The sequence below is a fragment of the Pseudomonas sp. CK-NBRI-02 genome (assembly GCF_008124495.1).
GTDB lineage: Bacteria > Pseudomonadota > Gammaproteobacteria > Pseudomonadales > Pseudomonadaceae > Aquipseudomonas > Aquipseudomonas guariconensis.
On record NZ_VSJH01000002.1, the window covers coordinates 29,422 to 52,593 of the forward strand.

Here is a 23,172-nt window from a genome sequence, read left to right on the forward strand (position 1 = left end):
GGCTGATGCGGCTGCCACCTCAACCCTGCGGTATCGCTCGGGCTCGTGGTGGGCGGGCGGTTCCCGGCCAAGGAGTTCGTGCCTTACGTGATTGCCCAAGTAATCGGGGCCATCCTGGCGGCAGCGGTGATCTACTTCATTGCCAGTGGCAAGGCGGGTTTTGAATTGTCGTCGGGGTTGGCCTCCAACGGTTACGCCGATCATTCACCGGAGGGATACTCGCTCGCGGCGGGCTTTGTCAGTGAGGTGGTGATGACGGCGATGTTCCTGGTGATCATCAGGGGGGCCACCGACACGCGCGCGCCAGCGGGCCTGGCGCCCATGCCATAGGCCTGGCGCTGACGCTGATTCACCTGATTTCCATCCCGGTGACCAACACCTCAGTCAACCCCGCGCGCAGCACCGGCCCAGCCCTGTTCGTCGGGGGCTGGGCGTTGCAGCAGTTGTGGTTGTTCTGGGTCGCGCCGCTGATCGGGGCGGCGATCGGCGGCGCGCTGTACCGGGCGCTGGGGCGGGAGCCTTAGCGCTGGTGCACGCAGCGACCGGCAGCGTAGGTTTCACGCACGGTGCGGTCGTCGCCCAAGGTGGTGAGCACGAACAGGGTTTCTTCGATGCTGTTGGACTGTTGGATGCGGTAGTCCAGAAGCGGGGTGGCCTTGTAGTCGAGCACCACGAAGTCGGCATCGTTGCCTGGGCGCAGGCTGCCGATGCGGTCGTCCAGGCGCAGGGCGCGGGCACCGCCGAGGGTCGCCAGGTACAGGGACTTGTACGGGTGCAGGCGCGCGCCCTGCAGTTGCATGACCTTGTAGGCCTCGTTCAAGGTGTTGAGCAGCGAGAAGCTGGTGCCGGCACCCACGTCGGTGCCCAGGCCCACGTTGACCTTGAAGCGCTCGGCCTGGGGCAGGTTGAACAGTCCGCTGCCCAGGAACAGGTTGGAGGTGGGGCAGAAGGCCACAGCCGAACCGGTGTCGGCCAGGCGCTGGCACTCTGCATCGCACAGGTGCACGCCGTGGGCGAACACCGAGCGCTCGCCCAGCAGTTCGTAGTGGTCGTAGACGTCCAGGTAGCCCTTGCGCTCAGGGAACAGTGCCTTGACCCAGTCGATTTCCTTGACGTTCTCCGACAGGTGGGTGTGCATGTACAGACCCGGGTACTCCTTGAGCAACTGACCGGCCAGAGCCAATTGTTCGGGGGTGCTGGTGGGTGCGAAACGCGGGGTCACCGCGTAGTGCAGACGACCCTTGCCGTGCCAACGCTCGATCAGCGCCTTGCTTTGCGCATAGCTGGACTCGGCGGTGTCGGTCAGGTAGTCCGGGGCGTTGCGATCCATCATCACCTTGCCGGCGATCAGGCGCAGGTCAAGGCGCTGGGCTTCTTCGAACAAGGCATCGACCGACTCGGGATGGACACTGCCGAACACCAGCGCGCTGGTGGTGCCGTTGCGCAGCAGTTCCTTGAGGAAGATCTTGGCCACCTGGTCGGCATGGGCCTTGTCGGCGAACTGCTTTTCGCAAGGGAAGGTGTAGGTGTTCAGCCAGTCCAGCAGCTGCTCGCCGTAGGAGCCGATCATGCCGGTCTGTGGGAAATGAATATGGGTATCGATGAAGCCTGGAGTGATCAGAGCGTGCTGGTGATGGATCACTTCGACGTCGGTGCCGAGCCTGGGCAGCAAGTCGCTGGCGTGACCCAGTGCACTGATGCGGCCATCTTCGACCACCAGCAGGCCGTCTTCGTAATATTCATGGGAGGCGTCGAGGCCCACCTCGGCCGGGTCGGCGATGCTGTGCAAAATGGCGGCTCGGTAGGCTTTGCGGGTTGCGCTCATAACGGTCTCGTCAATTGGCTTGGCTGCGCCGGGAGGGCGGCAGCAGTTGGGCGATTGGGCCTGAATTGGCGGCAGCGTCATGCTGGCCGAAGCAGGCGTTGTAGGTGGCGATGATTTCCGCGGCGATGGACACGGCGATCTCGATCGGCAGCTTGCCTTTGACCTCAGCCAGGCCCATAGGGCAACGCATCCGCGCCACGACGGCGTCGTCGTAGCCGCGTTCGCGCAGGCGGTGCTCGAACTTGACCCGTTTGGTCTTCGAGCCGATCAGGCCGAACCAGGTGAAATCATTGCGCTTGAGGATGGCGGCGGTCAGTTCCAGGTCGAGCTGGTGATTATGGGTCATGACGATGCAATAGCTGCCCGCTGGCAGCTCGGCGACTTCGTCGACCGGTTCCTCGCTGACGACCTTGGTCACGCCATTGGGGATGACCTCGGGAAACTCATGCTCGCGCGAATCGATCCAGCGTACCTGGCAGGGCAGCGCGGCGAGCAAGGGTACCAGAGCACGGCCGACATGGCCCGCGCCGAACACTGCGATCTGCGCCTGCACTGCGGCCATCGGTTCGAACAGCAGCACCGTGACGCCGCCGCAGCATTGGCCGAGGCTCGCGCCCAGGCTGAAGCGCTCCAGATGCGGGGTGGTGCGCTGCTCCGCGAGCATCTGCCGGGCGATGTGCAGCGCCTTGTATTCCAGATGTCCGCCGCCGATGGTGTCGAACAGACCCGCGGCACTGACCACCATCTTCGAGCCGGCGTTGCGTGGCGTCGAGCCACGCTCCTCGATGATGGTCACCAGAACGCAAGCTTCACCGCGGGCCTGGTGGTCGGCGAGGGCGTTGATCCATTGGTGCATGATGCAGCCTCTCTAAGTTGCGCCACGGCCCCCTGTGGAAGCGGATGAACCGGCTCCCATAGGGATTCGCGTTGTCAGTGAGTCACGGTTTCCAGTTCCTGCTCGGCAGGCTGCTCGGCGGCTGCCGCCTTGCGCATCTGCTCGCAGCCCCACAGCACCCGCTCAGGCGTCGCCGGTGCATCGATCTGCGGTTGCACGCGGTAGTCGGCGATGCTCGCCACGGCATCCTTGATGGCGCACCAGGCGGCGATGCCGAGCATGAACGGCGGCTCGCCCACGGCCTTGGAATGGAACACCGTGTCCTCCGGGTTCTTGCGGTTTTCCACCAGCTTCACGCGCAGGTCCAGCGGCATGTCCGCCACCGCCGGGATCTTGTAGCTCGCTGGGCCATTGGTCATCAACTTGCCCTTGGCGTTCCACACCAGCTCTTCGGTGGTCAGCCAGCCCATGCCCTGGATGAAGCCACCTTCGACCTGACCGATGTCGATGGCTGGGTTCAGCGAGGCGCCAACGTCGTGCAGGATGTCGGCCCGCAGCATCTTGTATTCGCCGGTCAGGGTATCGACGACCACCTCGACACAGGCAGCGCCGAACGCGAAGTAGTAGAACGGGCGGCCGCGGGCCTGGTCGCGGTCGTAGTAGATCTTCGGCGTGCGATAAAAACCGGTGCTCGACAGCGATACTTGGGCGAAGTAGGCCTGTTGCACCAACTGCTCGAAACTGACGATCTGGTCGCGCACCCGCACGTGGCCGTTGCGGAACTCCACATCCTCTTCGGTGACCTTGTAATGCCGCGCGGCGAACTCGGTCAGGCGCTTCTTGAGGATTTCAGCGGCGTTCTGCGCGGCCTTGCCGTTGAGGTCCGCGCCACTGGAGGCGGCGGTCGGCGACGTGTTGGGTACCTTATCGGTGTTGGTGGCGGTGATCTGGATGCGTTCGAAATCGACCTGGAACACCTGCGCCACCACCTGTGCGACCTTGGTGTTCAGGCCCTGGCCCATCTCGGTGCCGCCGTGGTTCAGGTGGATGCTGCCGTCGGTGTAGATGTGGATCAGCGCGCCGGCTTGGTTGAGGAAGGTCGCGGTGAAGGAAATTCCGAACTTCACCGGGGTCAGTGCCAGGCCTTTTTTGAGCACCGGGCTGTGCTCGTTGAAGCGACGAATCGACTCGCGGCGCTCGGCGTAGTCGGCACTGGCCTCGAGTTCGGCGGTCATCTCCTCGAGCATGTTGTGCTCGACGGTCTGGTAGTAGTGGGTGACGTTGCGTTCGGTCTTACCGTAGTAGTTGGCCTTGCGCACGGCCAGCGGGTCGAGCGCAAGGTGGCGGGCGATATGGTCCATCACCTGTTCGATGGCGACCATGCCCTGTGGCCCGCCGAAGCCGCGATAGGCGGTATTGGATGCGGTGTTGGTCTTGCAGCGGTGACCATGCACGGTGGCATCGCCCAGGTAGTAGGCGTTGTCGGAGTGGAACATGGCGCGGTCGACGATCGAGCCGGACAGGTCAGGCGAGTAACCGCAGTTGCCGGCAAGATCCAGGTTGATGCCGTGCAGGCGGCCGGTGTCGTCGAAGCCGACGTCGTACTCCACGTAGAACGGGTGACGCTTGCCGGTCATCATCATGTCTTCGACGCGCGGCAGGCGCATCTTGGTCGGCTGACCGGTCAGGCGCGCGATCACCGCGCACAGGCAGGCCGGGCTGGCGGCCTGGGTCTCCTTGCCGCCAAAGCCGCCGCCCATGCGGCGCATGTCGACGACGATCTTGTTCATCGGCACGTCCAGCACCTCGGCCACCAGTTTCTGCACTTCGGTGGGGTTCTGGGTGGAGCAGAAGACGATCATGCCGCCGTCCTCGGTGGGCATCACCGAGGAAATCTGGGTTTCCAGGTAGAAGTGCTCCTGGCCGCCGATGTGCAGGGTGCCTTGCAGGCGGTGGGGGGCGGTGGCCAGGGCGCTGTCCGAGTCGCCGCGCTGGTGGGTGTGACTGTCCAGCACGAAATGCTTTTTGCGCAGGGCCTCGACCACGTCCAGCACCGGTTCGAGGTCTTCGTACTCGACGATCGCCGCCATGGCGGCGCGGCGTGCGGTGTCCAGGTCTCGGGCGGCGACAGCAAGCACTGGCTGACCGAAGAACTCGACCTTGTCGATGGCCAGCAGCGGGTCGCCGGCGACCACTGGGCCGATGTCCTTCAGGCCCGGGATGTCTTCATGGGTGATTGCGATGCGTACGCCTTCGAAGGCGTAGCACGGCGTGGTGTCGATGCGCAGGATGCGCGCATGGGCGCGGTCGGCTGTACGCGCATAGACGTGCAGCTGATTGGGGAATTCCAGGCGGTCATCGATGTACACCGCCTCGCCGCTGACGTGCTTGTCGGCGCTGTCATGCTTGATGCTGCGGCCGACCCCGGTGGTCAGGTCCTGGCTGAACAGTTCGGCCATCTCGGCCTGGCTTTTGGCTACGTGATGGTTAGACATAAGCGGTCACCCGGGTTTCGATGTACGGCGATTGCAGTTCGATGAAGTACTTGCGCAGCAGGTTCTGTGCGGTCAGTAGGCGGTATTGCTTGCTGGCGCGGAAGTCCGAGAGCGGGGTGAAGTCTTCGTCCAGGGCCAGGCAGGCCTGCTCGATGCTGGCCTGGTCCCAGGCCTTGCCCTCCAGTGCGGCCTCGCAGGCGCGGGCGCGCTTGGGAATGGCCGCCATGCCGCCGAAGGCGATCCGCGCCTCGCGCACCACACCGTCCTCGATACGCAGGTTGAACGCCGCGCACACCGCCGAGATGTCGTCGTCCAGGCGCTTGGAAACCTTGTAGGCGCGGAACGTCCAGTCTGCGCTGGCACGCGGGACGATGATCTTCTCGATGAACTCGCTGTCCTGGCGCGCAGTGATGCGGTAGTCGATGAAGTAGTCTTCCAGCGCCAGGGTGCGCTGGGTCTCGCCCTGGCGCAGAACCACCTGGGCGTCGAGGGCGATCAGCAGGGGTGGCGAATCACCGATCGGCGACGCGTTGCCGATGTTGCCGCCCAGCGTGCCCTGGTTGCGGATCTGCAGCGAGGCGAAGCGGTGCAGCAGGGCGCCGAAATCGGGGTACTCCTCGTTGAGTGCGCCGTAGCAGTCGGTCAGCGGGGTGGCGGCGCCGATTTCCAGGTGGGTCTCGGTTTTTTCGATGCGCTTGAGTTCGGCCACGTGACCGACATAGATCATCACCGGCAGCGACTTGTGGAACTGGGTGACTTCCAGGGCCAGGTCGGTGCCGCCGGCCAGCAGACGCGCCTCAGGGTGCGAGCTGTACAGGTCGGCAAGGTCGGCCACGGTCAGTGGCACCAGGCAGCGCTTGTCGCCGCTGTTGAGCTCACCGGTTTCGGTCGGGGCGATCGCCTTGAGGCGGGCGATGGTCTGGGCTTGTTGCTCGTCGAACTGGTCGCGGCAAGGCTGGGCGCAGCTCTGCTCGGCCGCGGCAAGGATCGGGCGGTAGCCGGTGCAGCGGCACAGGTTGCCTGCCAGGGCCTCCTGGGCTTGGTGCAGATCGTGGCCGTCGCTGTTCTTTTGCAGGGCGAACAGGGACATGACGAAGCCTGGAGTGCAGAAGCCGCACTGGGAACCATGGCAATCGGCCATGGCTCGCTGCACGCTGTGCAGTTCACCCTGGTGTTTCAGGCCTTCGACGCTGATCAGCTGCTTGCCGTGCAGTGACGAGACGAACGTCAGGCATGAGTTGAGACTGCGGTAGCGCAGCGTGTCACGGCCCTGGTCGTCCTGGGTCAGCTCGCCGACCACCACGGTGCAAGCGCCGCAGTCGCCACTGGCGCAGCCTTCCTTGGTGCCGGGTTTGCCCAGGTGCTCACGCAGGTATTGCAGCACCGTCATGTTCGGGTCCAGGGCGTGCTCACTACGCAGCTCCTGGTTGACGAGAAACTGGATCACGGGGAAGGCCTCGCAATGGTTTTATTGTTGTTCGGTCGGACTCTAAGCACGCTTGACCATTTGGTCAATAAATTTCTGACTCAAAGGTCAAGAAATTGCGTACGCCACGTCCCGACGGGACAAGATCGTCATATTCAAAGCATAGAACGCGCCGGCTTCGCAGCACGTCCACAGGTCGAATTAAAGCGCAGCGAACCCCTGCGCGACGGCCGGGCAAGTAGGCTACAATCGCCTCCTTGTGCCCCGTTCAAGATTCTGAAGGAAAACCATGACGTTCAAGGCGCCGGACAGCCTCTCCGAGCAGATTGCCCATTACCTGGCCGAACGGATCATTCGCGGCGAACTCAAGCCGGGCGAACGGATCCAGGAACTGAAGGTCACCCAGGCGCTCAACGTCAGCCGCGGCTCTGTGCGCGAGGCGCTGTTGATCCTCGAACGCCGACATTTGGTGGCGATCCTGGCGCGCCGCGGCGCCCACGTCACCGAACTGGACGAACGTGGCGTGCACAGCCTGTGCACTCTGATGGGCGAGTTCTACATTCTGCTGGGCAACGCGGTGGCCAGCAGCTGGCGCCATGAGCGTGATCTGGAGCCGTTCCTCGAGATCCAGCAGCGCTTGCAGCGGGCCCATGCCAACCAGGACATCGAAACCTTCGTCGCCGAGAGCTTCGCGGTGATGCGCGCAGCCTATCCGTTCGCCGACAATCCCTATCTGCAGGAAACCGTCGAAAACCTGCAGCCTGCCATGAGCCGCGCCTATTACCTGGCCCTGGACCAGCGCCAGGCCAACATGGTCGACTACCTCGAACTGTTCGCTCGCCTGCTCGAAGCCGTGGTCGCCCGCGACCAGGCACGTATCCGCGAGGTCTTGGTCGCCTACAGCCAGCGCAGTTGCGAGCTGGTGTTGGCGGCCCTGGCGCAGGTCTGATCGATGCGCCTGAAGTGCATTCGATTGGCCGGGTTCAAGTCGTTCGTCGATCCGACCACGGTCAATTTCCCCAGCAACATGGCCGCCGTGGTAGGTCCCAATGGCTGCGGGAAATCCAACATCATCGATGCGGTGCGCTGGGTGATGGGCGAAAGCTCGGCCAAGAACCTGCGCGGCGAGTCGATGACCGACGTGATCTTCAATGGCTCATCCGGCCGCAAGCCGGTGAGCCAGGCCAGCATCGAGCTGGTGTTCGACAACAGCGAGACTACGTTGCTGGGCGAGTACGCCGCCTACGCCGAGATTTCCATCCGCCGCAAGGTCACCCGCGACGGGCAAAACACCTATTACCTGAACGGCACCAAATGCCGGCGGCGTGATATCACGGACATCTTCCTCGGCACCGGCCTCGGGCCGCGCAGCTACTCGATCATCGAGCAAGGGATGATCTCCAAGCTCATCGAGGCCAAGCCAGAGGAGCTGCGTAACTTCATCGAAGAAGCCGCAGGCATCTCCAAATACAAGGAGCGTCGCCGCGAAACCGAGAGCCGCATTCGTCGTACCCAGGAGAACCTGGCGCGCCTGACCGACCTTCGCGAGGAGCTCGAACGCCAGCTTGAACGCCTGCACCGCCAGGCCCAGGCCGCCGAGAAATACCGGGAGTACAAGGCCCAGGAGCGCCAACTCAAGGCGCGCCTGTCAGCCCTGCGTTGGCGCGAGCTGGATGAGCGCGTGCGCCAGCGCGAAGCGGTCATCGGCGATCAGGAGGTGGCTTTTGAAGCCCTGGTGGCCGAGCAGCGCAATGCCGATGCGAGTATCGAGCGCCTGCGTGACGGCCATCATGAGCTGTCAGAGCGCTTCAATCAGGTCCAGGGTCGCTTCTATTCCGTCGCCGGCGACATCGCCCGTGTGGAACAGAGCATCCAGCATGGCCAGCAACGCTTACGCCAATTGCAAGACGACCTCAAGGAAGCCGAGCGCACCCGCCTGGAAACTGAGTCGCACCTAGGGCATGACCGCACGTTGCTGGCGACCCTGGGTGAAGAGCTGGCGATGCTCGAACCCGAGCAGGAACTGACCTTGGCCAGCGCCGAAGAGGCGACCGCCACCCTCGAGGAGGCTGAGCTGGGCATGCACGCCTGGCAGGAGCAATGGGACAGTTTCAATACCCAGTCCGCCGAGCCGCGGCGCCAGGCTGAAGTGCAACAGTCCCGTTTGCAGCAGCTGGAGGCTGGCCTGGAGCGTTTGGCCGAGCGTCAACGCAAGCTGGAGGAAGAGCGCGAGCAGCTCGCGGCCGAACCCGAAGACGCCGCGTTGTTCGAGTTGACCGAGCAAGTGGCTGGTAGCGAACTGGAGCTCGAAACGCTTCAGATGAGCGAGCAACAGGTGCTCGAGCAGCTCGACGCGGTACGCGAGCAGTTGCAACAGGCTACTGAGACTCATCAGCAGTCCCAAGGCGAACTGCAACGTTTAGGCGGGCGCCTGGCATCTCTGGAAGCATTGCAGCAGGCGGCCCTGGAGCCCGGTGCGGGTGCCAGTGACTGGCTGCGCGGCCAAGGGCTGGAGCATAAGCCGCGGCTGGCTGAAGGGCTGCGGGTCGAGCCAGGCTGGGAGCTGGCGGTCGAGACCGTGCTGGGTGCCGATCTGCAAGCAGTGTTGGTCGAAGACTTCGCCTCACTGGATTTCACTGCCCTGGAGCAGGGCGAACTGCGGCTGCTGCTGGCGAGCACGCAGGGGGCTCGACTGCCGGGCAGCCTGCTGGACAAAGTCGAGGGCCGCACCGATCTTGCGCCCTGGCTCGGTCAGGTACGTCCCGTGGAGAGTCTCGAACAGGCCTTGGCCTTGCGAGCCGGGCTGACGGAAGGTCAGAGCCTGGTCAGTCGAGACGGATATTGGATCGGCCGGCACTTTTTGCGGATCAGCCGGGGTGGGGAGTCCCAAGGCGGGGTACTGGCCCGTGGCCAGGAAATCGAACGCCTGGGGCATGAGCAGCTCGAACTCCAGTCGCGTCTGGAGCAACTGGAGCAACACCTTCAGGACCTGCGCGGACAACAGCGCGACCTGGAAGCGCAGCGTGAACAGCTGCGCCGACGCAGTCAGGACGAAAACCGCCAGCTCGGCGAACTCAAGGCGCGGCTTTCGGCCGGGCGAGCCCGCGCCGAGCAGGTGCAGCTGCGCTGCCGCCGGCTGCAAGAAGAATTGGCCGAGCTGCAAGAGCAGCGGGCCATGGAGCATGAGCAACTGGGCGAGGCCCGTCTGCTGTTACAGGAAGCCCTGGAGCGGATGGCTCAAGACACCGAGCAGCGCGAGCAACTGATGGCCCGGCGCGACACTCTGCGCGAAGGGCTCGATCGTATCCGTCAGGAGGCTCGTCAGCACAAGGATCATGCCCATCAGTTGGCGGTGCGCCTGGGCTCCCTGCGGGCCCAGCATGATTCCACCCGTCAGGCCCTGGAGCGTTTGGAGCTACAGGCGGCACGCCTGAGCGAGCGCCAGGAGCAACTGAGCCTCAATCTGGAGGAGGGCGAAGCGCCGCTGGAAGAACAGCGCCTGAAGCTCGAAGAGCTGCTGGAGCGGCGCATGAGCGTCGATGAGGAAATGCGCCAGGCTCGTCTGCATATGGATGAAGCCGACCGTGAACTGCGCGATGCCGAGCGCCGTCGAACCCAGGCCGAGCAACAGGCTCAGTTGCTGCGCGGTCAGCTTGAGCAGTCCCGCCTGGAGTCCCAGGGCCTGGATGTGCGTCGCAAGACGCTGCAGGAGCAACTGCTGGCCGATGGCTATGACTTGCAGGGTGTGCTCGCCATCCTCGAGCCCGAGGCGAGCGAGCAGGGCACCGAGCAAGAGCTCGAGCAACTGGACGGGCGCATCCAGCGCCTGGGCGCAATCAACCTGGCGGCCATCGAGGAATACCAGCAGCAGTCCGAACGCAAGCGTTACCTGGACGCCCAGGATGCCGACCTGGTGGAAGCACTGGAGACACTGGAAAGCGTCATCCGCAAGATCGACAAGGAAACCCGTAATCGCTTCAAGGATACCTTTGATCAGATAAATGCCGGTTTGCAGGCACTTTTTCCAAAAGTTTTCGGTGGCGGCAGTGCTTACCTGGAACTGACGGGCGAAGATCTACTCGATACTGGGGTGACGATCATGGCGCGCCCGCCGGGCAAGAAGAACAGCACCATCCATCTGCTGTCCGGTGGCGAGAAGGCGTTGACCGCCCTCGCACTGGTGTTCGCCATCTTCAAGCTGAACCCGGCACCGTTCTGCATGCTCGACGAGGTCGATGCGCCGCTGGACGATGCCAACGTCGGACGTTACGCCAGGTTGGTGAAGGAAATGAGCGAAAGCGTGCAATTCATCTACATCACCCATAACAAGATTGCCATGGAAATGGCCGATCAATTGATGGGGGTGACCATGCACGAGCCAGGCTGCTCACGTCTTGTTGCAGTTGATGTGGAGGAAGCGTTGGCCATGGTCGATGCCTGATGAGCGAAGATAAGGCAGGATACGTGGGGAAATCCCCCCGACATGTGCGACAGACGGTGTAAAGTTGCCTTTGGTCGTGCTAGCTTTATGTCACTTATTTTTTGCGTGGGTAAAACGCCTGTCAGAACATAGAGTTGGCGCCACGTGTTAAAGGGCTTTGAAGCCTTTGTTTTCAAGCATATTTTTTAGAGGCACGGGATTACATGGAAATCGGTCTGCGCGAATGGCTGATCGTCATCGGCGTCATTGTCATCGCCGGTATTCTTTTCGACGGCTGGCGCCGCATGCGCGGCGGCAAGGGCAAGTTGAAATTCCGTCTGGATCGCAGCTACTCCAATCTGCCGGACGACGAGGGCAGCGCCGAGGTACTGGGCCCTGCACGCGTACTGGAAACCCAAAAAGAACCCGAGCTGGACGAAAGCGATCTGCCTTCGGTCAGCGCCCCGGCGCGTGAGCGTGAGCCCAAGCCAGCCAAAACCAACAAACGTGGCAAGCGCGCCAGCGAGCCACAGCAGGGCGACCTGAACCTGGCTGCCGAGCCGCGTGAGCCGGACCTGTTTGCCGACGCCGATGATGATCGTCCTGCCGAACACAGCCGCCACAACGGTGCAGGCGCGGGCAATACAGTCAAAGAACTGCCTCCGGCCGAGGAAGTACTGGTGATCAGCGTGATCTCCCGCGACGAGGGGGGGTTCAAGGGGCCGGCCCTGCTGCAGAACATCCTCGAAAGCGGCCTGCGTTTCGGCGAGATGGACATCTTCCATCGGCACGAGAGCATGGCCGGTCACGGCGAAGTGCTGTTCTCCATGGCCAATGCGGTCAAGCCAGGGGTGTTCGATCTGGACGATATCGACCATTTCAGCACTCGCGCGGTGAGCTTCTTCCTGGGCCTGCCAGGCCCGCGTCACCCCAAGCAGGCCTTCGACGTGATGGTCGCTGCCGCCCGCAAGCTGGCCCATGAACTCAACGGCGAGCTCAAGGATGACCAGCGTAGCGTACTGACCGCCCAGACCATCGAGCACTACCGCCAGCGCATCGTCGAGTTCGAGCGTCGCGCGCTGACCCAGAAGCGTTGATGGCCCCCAGCGGGCGGACCTGCCTTGATCCTGCCCGCCCGATTTGAGCAAAAAGAGCAGCCCTGTGCTGCTCTTTTGCGTTGCAAGAGAAGATGAACGATGAACGCCGAAAACCGTATCCATGAACTGCGTGCCGAACTCGAACAGCACAATTACCGCTATTACGTGCTGGACGAGCCGAGCGTGCCTGACGCCGAATACGACCGTCTGTTCAACGAGCTCAAGGCGCTGGAGGCCGAGTATCCGCACCTTGTGACGCCCGATTCGCCAACCCAGCGCGTCGGCGGGGCGGCGCTGGCGGCGTTCAGCCAGGTGCGCCACGAAATTCCTATGCTCAGCCTGGGCAATGCCTTCGAGGAAGACGACCTGCGCGACTTCGATCGGCGCGTGGTGGAGGGGCTGGATCTGCCGGCCGGCGATCTGTTCGCTGAGCAGGCCGCGGTCGATTACAGCTGTGAGCCCAAGCTCGATGGCCTTGCAGTCAGCCTGCTGTATCGCGACGGCCAACTGGTGCAGGGCGCCACTCGGGGGGATGGCACCACGGGCGAGGACATCAGCGCTAACGTGCGTACTGTTCGCAACATCCCGCTCAAGCTGCACGGCGAAGGCTGGCCGGCGGTGCTTGAGGTGCGCGGCGAGGTGTACATGAGCAAGGCCGGCTTCGAGCGCCTGAACGCCGCCCAGGCCGAGAGCGGCGGCAAGACCTTCGCCAATCCGCGCAACGCCGCTGCCGGCAGTTTGCGCCAGCTGGACTCCAAGATTACAGCCAGCCGCCCCCTGGAATTCTGCTGCTACGGGCTGGGCCAGGTCTCCGAGGCCATCGCCGACAGCCATATCGGTATCCTGGAGAAGCTCAAGACCTGGGGCTTGCCCATCAGTCGCGAGCTGCGCCATGCCGCAGGGGTGGAGCAATGCTTGGCGTACTACCGCGACATTGGCGCCCGCCGCAACGATCTGCCTTACGAGATCGACGGTGTGGTGTTCAAGGTCAACAGCCTGGCTGCCCAGCGCGAGCTGGGCTTTCGAGCCCGGGAGCCGCGTTGGGCCATCGCCCACAAGTTCCCGGCCATGGAAGAACTCACCGAAGTGCTCGACGTCGAGTTCCAGGTCGGCCGCACTGGCGCCGTCACCCCCGTGGCGCGGCTCAAGCCGGTGAAGGTGGCTGGTGTCACGGTCTCCAACGCCACGCTGCACAACATGGATGAAATCGCCCGCCTGGGTCTGATGATTGGCGATAGCGTGATCATCCGTCGGGCCGGTGACGTCATTCCGCAAGTGATGCAGGTGGTGATCGAGCGCCGTCCCGACAACGCCCGTCCTGTGGTTGTGCCCAGTCAGTGCCCGGTCTGTGGCTCGCAAGTCGAGCGCACCCAGTTGGTCAAGCGCAGCAAAGGCAAGGAGACCACCAGTGAAGGCGCGGTTTACCGCTGCGTAGGGCGCCTGGCCTGTGCCGCCCAGCTCAAGCAGGCGATCATCCATTACGTTTCGCGCCGAGCCATGGATATCGACGGCCTGGGCGAAAAGAGCGTCGAGCAATTGGTTGACGAAGGATTGATCCGCTCTCCGGCCGACCTGTACGACCTGAAGTTCGAGCAAATCGTCGAGCTCGAGGGCTTTGCCGAAGTGTCCAGCAACAAGTTGCTGGAGGCGATCCAGGCCAGCAAGCAGCCCAGCCTTGCGCGCTTCATCTTCGCCTTGGGGATTCCGGATGTCGGCGAGGAGACCGCCAAAGTCCTGGCCCGCTCCTTGGGCAGCCTGGCGCGGGTGCAAAAGGCGCTGCCGCAGGTGCTGACCTATCTGCCTGACATTGGCCTGGAAGTCGCTTACGAGATCCATAACTTCTTCGAGGATGACCACAACCGTGAGGTCATCCAGCAGTTGCTCGACAGTGGTATGCAGTTGCAGGATGAGGGCGAACTGGCGGCCGAGTTCGCCGCCAGTACTACCTTGGCGGGCATGATCGCCAAGCTCGATATCCCCTCGGTCGGGCCGACGGGCGCGGAAAAACTGGTGGACAAGCTGGGTACCCTGGACAAGATCATCGAAGCCGATGGTATTGACCTGCGCCAGGCTCTGAACACCAAGCAGGCCGAGGCGGTGCGGGAGTTCTTCAGAGTCGAGGCCAACCAGCAGCTGGCCCGTGCCATTGAAGCGCAATTGCTCGACTTCGGCATGCACTGGGCCAGCGAGAAGAGGGTCGCGCAAGGGCTGCCCCTGGCCGGGCAGACCTGGGTGCTGACCGGCACCCTGGAACGCATGAGCCGTGACATCGCCAAGGACAAGCTGGAAAGCCTCGGTGCCAAGGTGGCAGGATCGGTTTCCAGCAAGACCCATTGCGTCGTCGCCGGGCCCGGTGCGGGCTCCAAGCTCGCCAAGGCCAGCGAGCTAGGTGTCAAGGTGCTGGATGAGGAAGCGTTTGTCGCCTTCCTTGAGGGTCACGGCATCGCCGTCTGACCAGCGGAGGGGACAAGTCATTGAGAAATGATGGTTTTTTCTCGATGCAGAGGTTGTAACTTCGCCCCAGACCGGTACAATGGCGCGGCTCGTCACATGGCGAGCCGTCGTGGTGGCCCCATCGGTCCCCCCGCAACGATTACCCGTTAACCTGGTCAGGCCCGGAAGGGAGCAGCCATAGCGGGAACATCGTGTGCCGGGGTGTGGCTGGTGGGGCCGCCTCCATTTCTGGCGTCCGCCAAGCGATTCACCTGTCTCTCCTACCTCTCTCCCTGCGCCAGTATTCAACGTCTGGTAATACCGCGCGTCTTTCTCCCGCCCCTGCGAGCGCCTTATCATGCAAGGCATTCCGTTCGCTGTTTCACCTCCTGAGGTACGCCCATGGATCACCTAGATGACCAGACCCGCCACAAGATCCGTGATTGGCAAATCCGTCGCCTGGAAATCAAGGACCTGATGGCTGCCCATCCCGAGCGGGTTCTGGAGCTGTCGAGGGTGCTCGACCAGATGGAAGAGGAGCATGAGCGCATCCTCGGCGAGGCCGAAGTCATTGCAAACACTGATCAGGGCGTCGTCGCTCAAGGGGCTTTGGGTTTTGAGCTCAAGGTTTCGGCTGGTAGCGCCCGGGACCTGCGCAAGCTGCTGGAAATGGCAATCTATGAACTCGACGGCATGCTGGAAGCCGGCCTCCCAGAAGCACGAAGCTATCCGGGCGGCATGTCGGGCAGCCTTGGGACGTACGAGTACACCCTGACAGTGGCCGAGGCCGACGGGCCTTGCCGCGTTGAATGATTTTCCCGTGAGCGCGTATGCAACCTGAACACTACGATTTCACCAACCCCGTGTTCCTGCCGGTCTCCCTGGAGACCTGCCAGGGGTTGCTCGATGCCCAGGATCACAGCGCGCTCGATGCGCTGGGCGATGCGCAGTTGGCAGCGGTATTGGTTATCCAGAATCTTGTCGAGGCCAAGGGGCAGGTGCTCGATCCCTCTGCAGCCGAAAAGGTACTGGCCAGGCTGATGGCCTGGTCGGTCGATGTTCGCCATTCACCTGGGATAGGGCTGTTGTCGGAAGCGCGGCGGTTGTTCGATGCGCGAAAACTGTACTTCGGGCTGGAGCTCATCAAAGGCTCGAAGCTGCATTTGCTGATGGCTGACGAAGTGGCGGCCGGCGAGTACCTGTTACCTGATGGCAAGTGGGATTTCGAGTTCAAGATCCGCCGCCACCAGCGCAACAATCCGTTTCGTCAGCAAGCGATCACCAGGTTCGACAGGGAGCGCTGGCTCACCGCCGAGCAGGACAAGCTGGTCAGGATAGTGCGGGCCAATCCGGACGAGGACTTGCACGTTCAAGGCTATGCGGGTATCGGCAAGAGCTATTTGCTCGGGGCATTGATGGACTGCCTGCCCGCGGGGAGCGTGCTGCCGCTGGCGCGTACCTCCGGCAAATTGCACGCGCTGCGGCGGCGCCTGGGTGTCGCTGCCGATAGCAAGCGAGGCAAGACGTTTGGCGAATTCGCCCATGAGTTGTTGCAGGGCTCGCGACGCGCTCCTGCCAAGGCCGTGAGGGTTCCGCGCAAACGTGCCTTGGCCGAGGAACTGGGCATTCTCGGTTTTCGCCAGTACGGACCGGAGAAAACGCTGGAGATCTGCCTTGAGCTGCTGAAGAACTACTGCGAGTCCTGGGACTACAGCATCACTGCCCGGCACCTGCCCTATTTCGAACACCCGCTGTCCAACCTCGACAGTCGGGTACTGCTGGAATACTCAAGCCGGCTGTGGACCTACCTCCAGGCTAATCCTGCCTGGGACAGCCACACGGGATTCCTGGCACTGTTGCTGATCAAGCGTGCAAGCCTTGCCGGTTGCAGTGTGCCGGCCCGCTATAGCCACGTGATCATCGACGAGAGCCAGGACGTGCCGGCGTCCTTGTTGCAGATCATCGAGCGTGGCCGTCAGGTCCTGATTACCCTTGGCGATGAGTACCAGCGCGCCTGGGGGCCGGGACTGCGCAGGCAGCGCGAGGTGCGTCAGCGCGATATCGCCTTCTCCGTGCGTAGCGGTCCTCAGGTCGAGCGCTTGATCAACCCGCTGATCAGCGTGCATTCGCAAAAGTCCAAGCTGGCATTCGAGGGCGCGGGTAGCGCCGAGGTCGGCGTGGAGTTCTATCCAGAAGGCTTTATGCCGCCGGAGGGCTGCGTGGTGTTGACCGCATCCCACTGGGACGCGATGAAATGGGCGATGGAACTGGCCGGCAAGCATTACGCAATCGCCTTTGCCGAGCAGATGAACCTGCAGGGCTTCATGGAAACCGCGATCAGGTTGTTCAGGGGAGAGCAGGATAGTGACGAGTCGCATCCGTCCTTCGCTCACTCCACGGATTGGCGGCAGGTTCGCGAAATCCATCAGCACGATGCTGCATTCGTCTGGGTCGAGGCCAGGCTGCAGGAAGGCTTCCGTATCGCTGAGCTGAACAAGGTCAAGGCTCGGGTGACCGGCCAGCCCGGCAGCGTTCTGTTGATGCTGGCCCAGGATGCGGGAGGGTTGGAGTTCGAGCGCGTGCTGTTGACGCCGGAGCTGATGAGCACCGACCCCTTCAAGGACGCCTATGCGTTCGATGCTCGGGTCTGTGCAGTGTACATCGCACTTTCGCGGGCGCGGCGTCAGCTTTACCTGCCCTATGAGGTAGAGGAATGGGTGGCCTACCATAAGAGCCAACCGTTCCGGGAATCGCACGGTTACTGAGGCTTGGCCTGCTTTTTCGCTCGTGTACTGGCGGCGGCAAGCTTCAGCAGTCGCTGAAACGTCGGGCAGTTCAGGTGATCCTCTTCAGGACATGCCGCCGCATGACGAAGGCCTTTGCTCATCGCTTGCAGGCGCTTGATTCGTTGATCCAGTTCGTCGGCCTTGTCTCGCAGCATCTGTCGATCGACTTGCTGCTCCACCAACATCGCCCCCACTTCATCCAGTGAAAATCCTGCAGCCTGGCCTAGGGCGATCAACCCCAGCCGCTGGGCGATATCGGCAGGGAATTGTCGGCGCTCGCCCTGCCTGGACAGCGACCTGATCAGACCTTTCTTGGCGTAGTAGCGCAGTGTCGAGGCCGGTACCCCTGTGCGCCTGGCCACATCGGCGATGTCCATTTGTGCATCCCTTGACTTGAAGTTGACTTCAACTTCTATGCTGCGCGGCATGGAATTTTCCGTCAATGCCAGAGGGCGTTCGTATGTCTGCCACAACTGCTTTCCTAAGTACTTTGTCGATCGGCATCGGCGCCACGCTGGTCATGGACCTGTGGACGTTGATGCTCAAGCGTATAGGCGTTGCCACCTTGAACTATGCGATGGTCGGACGTTGGGTAGGCCATATGGGACATGGGCATCTGCGCCATGAAGCAATCGCCCAGGCCGCGCCCATTAGGCACGAACGCGCACTGGGCTGGCTCATGCACTACGCCACCGGCCTCGCCCTTGCAGCATTGCTGGTGAGTTTGGCAGGGGAGGCGTGGCTGAGCTCGCCAACACTCTGGCCGGCCCTGGCTTTCGGCTTGTGCTCGGTCGTGGCACCGCTTTGTTTCATGCAGCCTGCCTTGGGGGCAGGCTTCTTTGCGTCGCGTACGCCCAAGCCGCTGGTCAGCTGCCTGCGCAGCGTCGCGACGCATATGGTGTTCGGGGTGGGGTTGTTCTTGAGTGCGATGCTGGTGCAGGCGGGCCCGTGGTGAGGGTCAGCGATCGAGAATCTGGGACGATGTCACTGTCTGCGAGCTGACCGGCTCTGTGGGCGGGGGGCTGTAGCGCTGCAGAATCCGCTCGATCTGCCCTGATTGCTTCATGTGTGCCAGGGCGTTGAGCACTGCCTGGGTGGGGACTGTCGGGTCATTGCGCACGATACAACGCAAGTCCTGCTCCTCCAGTACGGCAAGGGCCTGTAATTGTTGCGCCGGGGGCAGTGTGCGATTGAACCATAGCAGTGAGAATTCATTGCTCACGGCATGGCGGTAGCGGCCTGCCTGGAGCTTTTGCAAGACGAGAACCTGATTGCGACTGTCTTCGCGACGTAACCGGCCTTGGTCAAACAATGCGTCCAGTGAGGGGTAGCGATAGCCTAGGACTGTGCCGACGGCCTGAGTCGGCAGTTGTTCAAGGCGGGTAGGAGCGTACTGACCGGGGCTCCCGACCAGCAGGTCACGCTGGTGAAGGAGAGGGACACTCCACAGGAACTTGTCGAAGCGGTTGTCGAACCACGCCGGGGTCACATGGCAGCGTACATCGACTTCGTTCGCGTCCATCGCCTGTTGCACCCGCAGGCGTGCCATGACGTGATATTCCGCCCGTGTGCCTGTCTCCCGGGCCAGTGTCTGCATCAGATCGAACAGAATGCCCTCCACCGGCTGGTCCTGTTCGATGCGGATCAGCGGCATGCTCCAGCTTTCGGCGACGGAGAATCGCAGCACTGGCTGCTCGGCCAGGGCGTTGCCGGCCCAGAGCATGAGGATGAGCAGGGCTTTGTGCACGTCAATCCTCCTTGATCGCTGCCAATGCGTGCGTTTGTCCTTAGCTTAGACGAGTTCGGCAGGGTGCAATTTTGCCCCCGCTCCGCTAGCATTAGCGATCTTCCGCTTGTTCAGGTTGCGATGGTTTTTTGATGAGTTATCAGGTTCTTGCACGTAAATGGCGCCCGCGCTCGTTCCGCGAAATGGTCGGCCAGGCCCATGTGCTCAAGGCTTTGATCAACGCCCTGGACAACCAGCGCCTGCACCATGCCTATCTATTCACCGGTACGCGCGGCGTGGGCAAGACCACGATCGCGCGGATCATCGCCAAGTGCCTGAACTGCGAAACCGGTATTACCTCAACACCCTGCGGTACCTGTTCGGTCTGCCGAGAGATCGACGAGGGGCGCTTCGTCGACCTGATCGAGATCGACGCGGCGAGCCGGACCAAGGTCGAGGACACCCGTGAACTGCTCGACAACGTGCAGTACGCGCCGAGCCGTGGGCGTTTCAAGGTCTATCTGATCGACGAAGTGCACATGCTTTCCACCCACTCGTTCAACGCCCTGTTGAAGACGCTGGAAGAGCCTCCGCCTTACGTCAAGTTCATCCTCGCGACCACCGATCCGCAGAAGCTTCCGGCGACCATCCTGTCTCGTTGCCTGCAGTTCTCGTTGAAGAACATGAGCCCGGAGCGGGTGGTGGAGCATCTGAGCCACGTCCTGGCTGCCGAAAACGTACCGTTCGAGGAGGATGCCCTGTGGCTGCTCGGCCGTGCGGCTGATGGCTCCATGCGCGACGCCATGAGCCTGACCGACCAGGCCATCGCTTTCGGTGAGGGCAAGGTGCTGGCCGCCGATGTCCGGGCAATGCTCGGCACCCTCGACCATGGTCAGGTGTATGGCGTACTCCAGGCGCTGCTGGAGGGCGATGCGCGGGCGCTGCTGGAGGCCGTGCGCAATCTCGCCGAACAGGGGCCGGACTGGAACGGCGTGCTGGCCGAGATGCTCAATGTGCTTCACCGGGTCGCGATCGCCCAGGCGCTGCCAGAGGCCGTGGACAACGGCCAGGGCGATCGTGACCGCGTGCTGGCCCTGGCCTCGGCATTGCCGGCCGAGGATGTGCAGTTCTATTACCAGATGGGCCTGATCGGTCGACGGGACCTGCCGTTGGCGCCGGATCCGCGGGGCGGATTCGAGATGGTCCTGTTACGCATGCTGGCTTTCCGCCCGGCGGATGCCGAAGATGCGCCGAAGCCGGTACTAAAGCCGGTGGGGATCAGCCAGGCCACAGCTGATCCGGCAAAACCGGTGGCAGCCGCGACGCCTGTCGTCGAGCCGCCTGTCGCGAGTGTTCCCGAGCAATCCGAGACGCCGGCCCAGGCAGCTGTTGCTGCTGAGCCAGCGGCTGTGCCGCCGGTCGAACCACCGTCAGCGGTTGTCGACCCGGTACCTGCGCCCGAGCCCGAGCGACAAGTCGAGGTAGCTGCGCCGGAGCCGGATGTGGTGGTGGAGGACGTCATCGACCTGCCGTGGGAAGACCCCGTCGCGTCACCTGCGCCCGACGTCTCGCCCGCGCCGCAGGCTCAGACTGTTCCGGTGTCCAGTCAGAGCCCAAGCCATGACGAGCCGCCTTTCGATCCGTCAGCCTACGGCTCGGCAGGCATGGACCGCGACGACGAACCGCCGCTCGATGAGGATTACTACACGCCTGACAGCGATCCGGCAGGTTTCAGCTACCTGGACGAATTGGCCGAGCATGTGCACGAAGCCGAGCCGGCGAAGGCGCCGGAGCCTCTGCCAGCGGCCAAGCCGGCCACGGGCTTGGCTCTGCAATGGCTGGAATTATTCCCACAGTTGCCTGTCTCCGGTATGACAGGCAACATCGCCGCAAACTGTACGCTGATTGCCGCTGATGGTGACGATTGGCTGCTGCATCTGGACCCGGGGCAGGGCGCGCTGTTCAATACGACCCAGCAGCGCCGGCTGAACGATGCGCTGAATCAGCACTTGGGACGAACCCTGCGACTGAAGATCGAACTGATCCGCCCCGAGCAGGAAACTCCGGCCCAGGCTGCTGCGCGCAAGCGTGCAGAGCGCCAGCGCGAGGCTGAGGTATCGATCGAGCAGGACCCACTCATCCAGCAGATGATCCGGCAGTTCGGTGCGACGGTACGACAGGATACTATTGAGCCTGTGCAAGCCCTGGTCAGCCAGGGCGAATGAACGGATAACCATGCGCCCGGTAGCGAGCCGGGGCGCATCACATGACCCAATCGAGGTGTACCCCCATGATGAAAGGTGGCATGGCCGGCCTGATGAAGCAGGCCCAGCAGATGCAGGAAAAAATGGCCAAGATGCAGGAAGAGCTGGCCAATGCTGAAGTGACTGGCCAATCCGGTGCCGGCTTGGTCAGCGTGGTGATGACCGGTCGTCATGACGTCAAGCGCATCAGCATCGATGACAGCCTGATGCAAGAGGACAAGGAAGTGCTGGAAGACTTGATCGCTGCTGCTGTGAACGATGCAGTGCGCAAGGTCGAGCAGAACAGCCAGGAGAAGATGGGTAGCATGACTGCAGGCATGCAGCTGCCACCGGGCTTCAAGATGCCGTTCTGACTGTTGCCTGGCCAGGCAATGACTGGCTGCGCATCGAAAAGCCGCTACCGATGATCGGGGCGGCTTTTTTATTTGGCTGTGAAAAGCCATGCTGATCCAGCACATCAGCGACAACGGGTTCGCTGCCCATGCCCCTCTTCATACGTGATTGATGGTGTCTGGACTATCGCGCATGAAGAGCAAGGGCGGCGGGATGTGAGGTCGTTGCTGGTGGCCGCTTGAAGGGGGGTATTTGACGTATATGACCCCGGCCGGTATAAACCGCCTCCTATTGATCTGTCAGGCCTTTCCCATGAGCTTCAGCCCCCTGATCCGCCAACTGATCGACGCCTTGCGCACGCTGCCCGGTGTCGGCCAGAAAACCGCCCAGCGTATGGCCCTGCAGTTGCTCGAGCGCGACCGCAGTGGCGGTCTGCGTCTGGCCCAGGCCCTGAGCCAGGCCATGGAAGGCGTCGGCCACTGCCGTCAATGCCGGACCCTGACCGAGCAGGAATTGTGCCCGCAATGCGCCGATACGCGCCGAGACGACACACAACTTTGTGTGGTCGAAGGTCCGATGGATGTGTATGCAGTGGAGCAGACAGGGTACCGAGGCCGCTACTTCGTCCTGAAGGGGCATCTGTCACCGTTGGACGGGCTTGGCCCGGATGCGATCGGTATTCCGCAATTGATGGCACTGATCGAGGAGCAAGGCAGCTTCACCGAAGTGATTCTGGCGACCAACCCTACCGTGGAAGGGGAGGCAACCGCCCATTACATCGCCCAGTTGCTGACCGAGAAAGGCCTGATCGCCTCGCGAATCGCCCATGGCGTGCCGTTGGGTGGGGAGCTGGAGCTGGTCGATGGCGGTACCTTGGCTCATGCCTTCGCCGGGCGTAAGCCGATCTCGCTCTGAATCATGAACAGAACCGCGCCTGCAGTCGCCTGTAGGCGCAGGGCTCTGACAAAAAATCAGAACTCGCTCAGCGAAAACTCGGTCAGGCAGAAGGTGGGTACGCCCGCAGCCTGCAGGCGGCGCGAGCCGTCCAGCTCAGGCAGGTCGATGATGGCCGCAGCCTCGAACACCTCGGCACCGGTGCGACGGATCAGATTGGCGGCCGCCAGCAGGGTACCGCCGGTGGCGATCAGGTCGTCGAAGATCAGTACCGAATCCCCCTCGCAGAGACTGTCGGCATGCACTTCGAGAAACGCTTCGCCGTACTCGGTCTGGTAAGCCTCCGATAGCACGTCGGCCGGCAGCTTGCCTTGCTTGCGGAACAGGATCAGTGGCTTGTTCAGCTGGTGGGCAATGATCGAGCCGATCAGAAAACCCCGGGCATCCATGGCACCAATGTGACTGAACTCGGCTTCGACATAACGCTCGATGAACTGGTCGGCCACATAGCGCAGCCCGCGCGGCGACTGGAACAGAGGGGTAATGTCGCGGAAGATCACGCCCGGCTTGGGAAAGTCCGGGACCGGGCGGATCAGGGCTTTGAGGTCGAAGGTATCGCTGTGCATGTGGCTTTCCTG

18 protein-coding genes, 1 other RNA gene and 1 pseudogene are annotated in these 23,172 nt (G+C 62.7%); 12 read left to right on the top strand and 8 right to left on the bottom strand.

Annotated features, from left to right (window positions below):
- Positions 1-9: 9 nt before the first annotated feature.
- Positions 10-524 (top strand): annotated as a pseudogene (gene aqpZ / locus DQ397_RS01695) (aquaporin Z); the annotation flags it as partial.
- Here aqpZ and guaD read toward each other — a convergent pair.
- The 4 genes from guaD to xdhA form a co-directional block, all read right to left on the bottom strand.
- Positions 521-1,825 carry a guanine deaminase gene (gene guaD, locus DQ397_RS01700; RefSeq protein WP_043215799.1) on the bottom strand — a complete coding sequence of 435 codons (1,305 nt, stop codon included), beginning with the start codon at positions 1,823-1,825 and terminating at the stop codon, positions 521-523. The pseudogene aqpZ and the gene guaD sit on opposite strands and share 4 nt — an antisense overlap.
- 10 nt (positions 1,826-1,835) lie before the next feature.
- Complete coding sequence (gene xdhC, locus DQ397_RS01705) at positions 1,836-2,681, bottom strand: xanthine dehydrogenase accessory protein XdhC (protein WP_043215800.1); 846 nt, start codon at positions 2,679-2,681, stop codon at positions 1,836-1,838.
- 74 nt (positions 2,682-2,755) lie between these two features.
- The gene (gene xdhB / locus DQ397_RS01710; RefSeq protein WP_148921451.1) at positions 2,756-5,155 is read right to left on the bottom strand and encodes a xanthine dehydrogenase molybdopterin binding subunit; all 2,400 of its coding nucleotides are present in this window, start codon (positions 5,153-5,155) and stop codon (positions 2,756-2,758) included.
- Positions 5,148-6,602, bottom strand: a complete 1,455-nt coding sequence (gene xdhA, locus DQ397_RS01715; RefSeq protein WP_043215531.1) for a xanthine dehydrogenase small subunit — start codon at positions 6,600-6,602, stop codon at positions 5,148-5,150. Before xdhA ends, xdhB begins: the two co-directional genes overlap by 8 nt.
- A 268-nt stretch (positions 6,603-6,870) precedes the next feature.
- Between xdhA and DQ397_RS01720 the strand changes: the two genes are divergently transcribed.
- The 7 genes from DQ397_RS01720 (at position 6,871) to DQ397_RS01750 (ending at position 17,296) form a co-directional block, all read left to right on the top strand.
- A complete protein-coding gene (locus DQ397_RS01720) occupies positions 6,871-7,530 on the top strand; it encodes a GntR family transcriptional regulator (RefSeq protein ID WP_043215533.1) in 660 nt (219 codons plus the stop codon).
- A 3-nt stretch (positions 7,531-7,533) separates the two neighbouring features.
- Positions 7,534-11,022 (top strand): chromosome segregation protein SMC, encoded by a 3,489-nt coding sequence (gene smc / locus DQ397_RS01725; protein WP_043215535.1) that lies wholly within the window; start codon positions 7,534-7,536, stop codon positions 11,020-11,022.
- 203 nt (positions 11,023-11,225) lie between these two features.
- On the top strand, positions 11,226-12,098 hold the full coding sequence (zipA, locus tag DQ397_RS01730) for a cell division protein ZipA (protein WP_043215536.1): 873 nt from the start codon (positions 11,226-11,228) through the stop codon (positions 12,096-12,098).
- 99 nt (positions 12,099-12,197) lie between these two features.
- Entirely contained in the window at positions 12,198-14,552 is a 2,355-nt protein-coding gene (ligA, locus tag DQ397_RS01735; RefSeq protein ID WP_043215539.1) for an NAD-dependent DNA ligase LigA, read from the top strand.
- Between the two features lie 119 nt (positions 14,553-14,671).
- An RNA gene (gene ffs / locus DQ397_RS01740) (signal recognition particle sRNA small type) lies at positions 14,672-14,768 on the top strand.
- A 165-nt stretch (positions 14,769-14,933) separates the two neighbouring features.
- Positions 14,934-15,344: a hypothetical protein gene (locus DQ397_RS01745; protein ID WP_043215541.1), complete on the top strand. Its 411-nt coding sequence runs from the start codon at positions 14,934-14,936 to the stop codon at positions 15,342-15,344.
- A 17-nt stretch (positions 15,345-15,361) separates the two neighbouring features.
- Positions 15,362-17,296, top strand: a complete 1,935-nt coding sequence (locus DQ397_RS01750) for a hypothetical protein (RefSeq protein ID WP_043215542.1) — start codon at positions 15,362-15,364, stop codon at positions 17,294-17,296.
- On the opposite strand, the gene DQ397_RS01755 is transcribed toward DQ397_RS01750, so the two are convergent.
- Positions 17,290-17,694: a helix-turn-helix domain-containing protein gene (locus tag DQ397_RS01755; protein WP_043215544.1), complete on the bottom strand. Its 405-nt coding sequence runs from the start codon at positions 17,692-17,694 to the stop codon at positions 17,290-17,292. The genes DQ397_RS01750 and DQ397_RS01755 overlap by 7 nt on opposite strands.
- Before the next feature lie 83 nt (positions 17,695-17,777).
- Here DQ397_RS01755 and DQ397_RS01760 point away from each other — a divergent pair, with 83 nt between their 5' ends.
- Positions 17,778-18,272, top strand: a complete 495-nt coding sequence (locus DQ397_RS01760) for a DUF2938 domain-containing protein (RefSeq protein ID WP_148921452.1) — start codon at positions 17,778-17,780, stop codon at positions 18,270-18,272.
- 3 nt (positions 18,273-18,275) lie between these two features.
- Here DQ397_RS01760 and DQ397_RS01765 read toward each other — a convergent pair whose 3' ends face one another.
- Positions 18,276-19,040, bottom strand: a complete 765-nt coding sequence (locus tag DQ397_RS01765) for a substrate-binding periplasmic protein (RefSeq protein WP_372240719.1) — start codon at positions 19,038-19,040, stop codon at positions 18,276-18,278.
- 155 nt (positions 19,041-19,195) lie between these two features.
- Here DQ397_RS01765 and dnaX point away from each other — a divergent pair, with 155 nt between their 5' ends.
- Positions 19,196-21,268, top strand: coding sequence for a DNA polymerase III subunit gamma/tau (gene dnaX, locus DQ397_RS01770; RefSeq protein ID WP_043212276.1), 2,073 nt, complete (start codon positions 19,196-19,198; stop codon positions 21,266-21,268).
- Positions 21,269-21,333: 65 nt separating this feature from the next.
- A complete protein-coding gene (locus DQ397_RS01775) occupies positions 21,334-21,660 on the top strand; it encodes a YbaB/EbfC family nucleoid-associated protein (RefSeq protein ID WP_043212277.1) in 327 nt (108 codons plus the stop codon).
- On the opposite strand, the gene DQ397_RS24440 is transcribed toward DQ397_RS01775, so the two are convergent.
- Positions 21,644-21,790 carry a hypothetical protein gene (locus DQ397_RS24440; RefSeq protein ID WP_178113759.1) on the bottom strand — a complete coding sequence of 49 codons (147 nt, stop codon included), beginning with the start codon at positions 21,788-21,790 and terminating at the stop codon, positions 21,644-21,646. The two genes, DQ397_RS01775 and DQ397_RS24440, sit on opposite strands and share 17 nt — an antisense overlap.
- A gap of 162 nt (positions 21,791-21,952) precedes the next feature.
- Here DQ397_RS24440 and recR point away from each other — a divergent pair, with 162 nt between their 5' ends.
- Positions 21,953-22,555, top strand: a complete 603-nt coding sequence (gene recR / locus DQ397_RS01780) for a recombination mediator RecR (RefSeq protein ID WP_043212280.1) — start codon at positions 21,953-21,955, stop codon at positions 22,553-22,555.
- A 56-nt stretch (positions 22,556-22,611) separates the two neighbouring features.
- Here recR and DQ397_RS01785 read toward each other — a convergent pair whose 3' ends face one another.
- Positions 22,612-23,160, bottom strand: coding sequence for an adenine phosphoribosyltransferase (locus tag DQ397_RS01785; RefSeq protein ID WP_043212282.1), 549 nt, complete (start codon positions 23,158-23,160; stop codon positions 22,612-22,614).
- Positions 23,161-23,172 lie beyond the last annotated feature (12 nt).

Excerpts from the sequence above, each read along its gene's own strand:
- xdhC (WP_043215800.1), bottom strand. The coding sequence starts at position 2,681 with ATGCACCAATGGATCAACGCCCTCGCCGACCACCAGGCCCGCGGTGAA.
- DQ397_RS01760 (WP_148921452.1), top strand. The coding sequence starts at position 17,778 with ATGTCTGCCACAACTGCTTTCCTAAGTACTTTGTCGATCGGCATCGGC.
- DQ397_RS01745 (WP_043215541.1), top strand. The coding sequence starts at position 14,934 with ATGGATCACCTAGATGACCAGACCCGCCACAAGATCCGTGATTGGCAA.
- DQ397_RS01765 (WP_372240719.1), bottom strand. The coding sequence starts at position 19,040 with ATGCTCTGGGCCGGCAACGCCCTGGCCGAGCAGCCAGTGCTGCGATTC.
- DQ397_RS01720 (WP_043215533.1), top strand. The coding sequence starts at position 6,871 with ATGACGTTCAAGGCGCCGGACAGCCTCTCCGAGCAGATTGCCCATTAC.
- DQ397_RS24440 (WP_178113759.1), bottom strand. The coding sequence starts at position 21,790 with ATGGGCAGCGAACCCGTTGTCGCTGATGTGCTGGATCAGCATGGCTTT.
- smc (WP_043215535.1), top strand. The coding sequence starts at position 7,534 with ATGCGCCTGAAGTGCATTCGATTGGCCGGGTTCAAGTCGTTCGTCGAT.
- DQ397_RS01755 (WP_043215544.1), bottom strand. The coding sequence starts at position 17,694 with ATGGACATCGCCGATGTGGCCAGGCGCACAGGGGTACCGGCCTCGACA.
- ligA (WP_043215539.1), top strand. The coding sequence starts at position 12,198 with ATGAACGCCGAAAACCGTATCCATGAACTGCGTGCCGAACTCGAACAG.
- xdhB (WP_148921451.1), bottom strand. The coding sequence starts at position 5,155 with ATGTCTAACCATCACGTAGCCAAAAGCCAGGCCGAGATGGCCGAACTG.
- DQ397_RS01750 (WP_043215542.1), top strand. The coding sequence starts at position 15,362 with ATGCAACCTGAACACTACGATTTCACCAACCCCGTGTTCCTGCCGGTC.
- DQ397_RS01785 (WP_043212282.1), bottom strand. The coding sequence starts at position 23,160 with ATGCACAGCGATACCTTCGACCTCAAAGCCCTGATCCGCCCGGTCCCG.
- DQ397_RS01775 (WP_043212277.1), top strand. The coding sequence starts at position 21,334 with ATGATGAAAGGTGGCATGGCCGGCCTGATGAAGCAGGCCCAGCAGATG.
- zipA (WP_043215536.1), top strand. The coding sequence starts at position 11,226 with ATGGAAATCGGTCTGCGCGAATGGCTGATCGTCATCGGCGTCATTGTC.
- guaD (WP_043215799.1), bottom strand. The coding sequence starts at position 1,825 with ATGAGCGCAACCCGCAAAGCCTACCGAGCCGCCATTTTGCACAGCATC.
- dnaX (WP_043212276.1), top strand. The coding sequence starts at position 19,196 with ATGAGTTATCAGGTTCTTGCACGTAAATGGCGCCCGCGCTCGTTCCGC.
- recR (WP_043212280.1), top strand. The coding sequence starts at position 21,953 with ATGAGCTTCAGCCCCCTGATCCGCCAACTGATCGACGCCTTGCGCACG.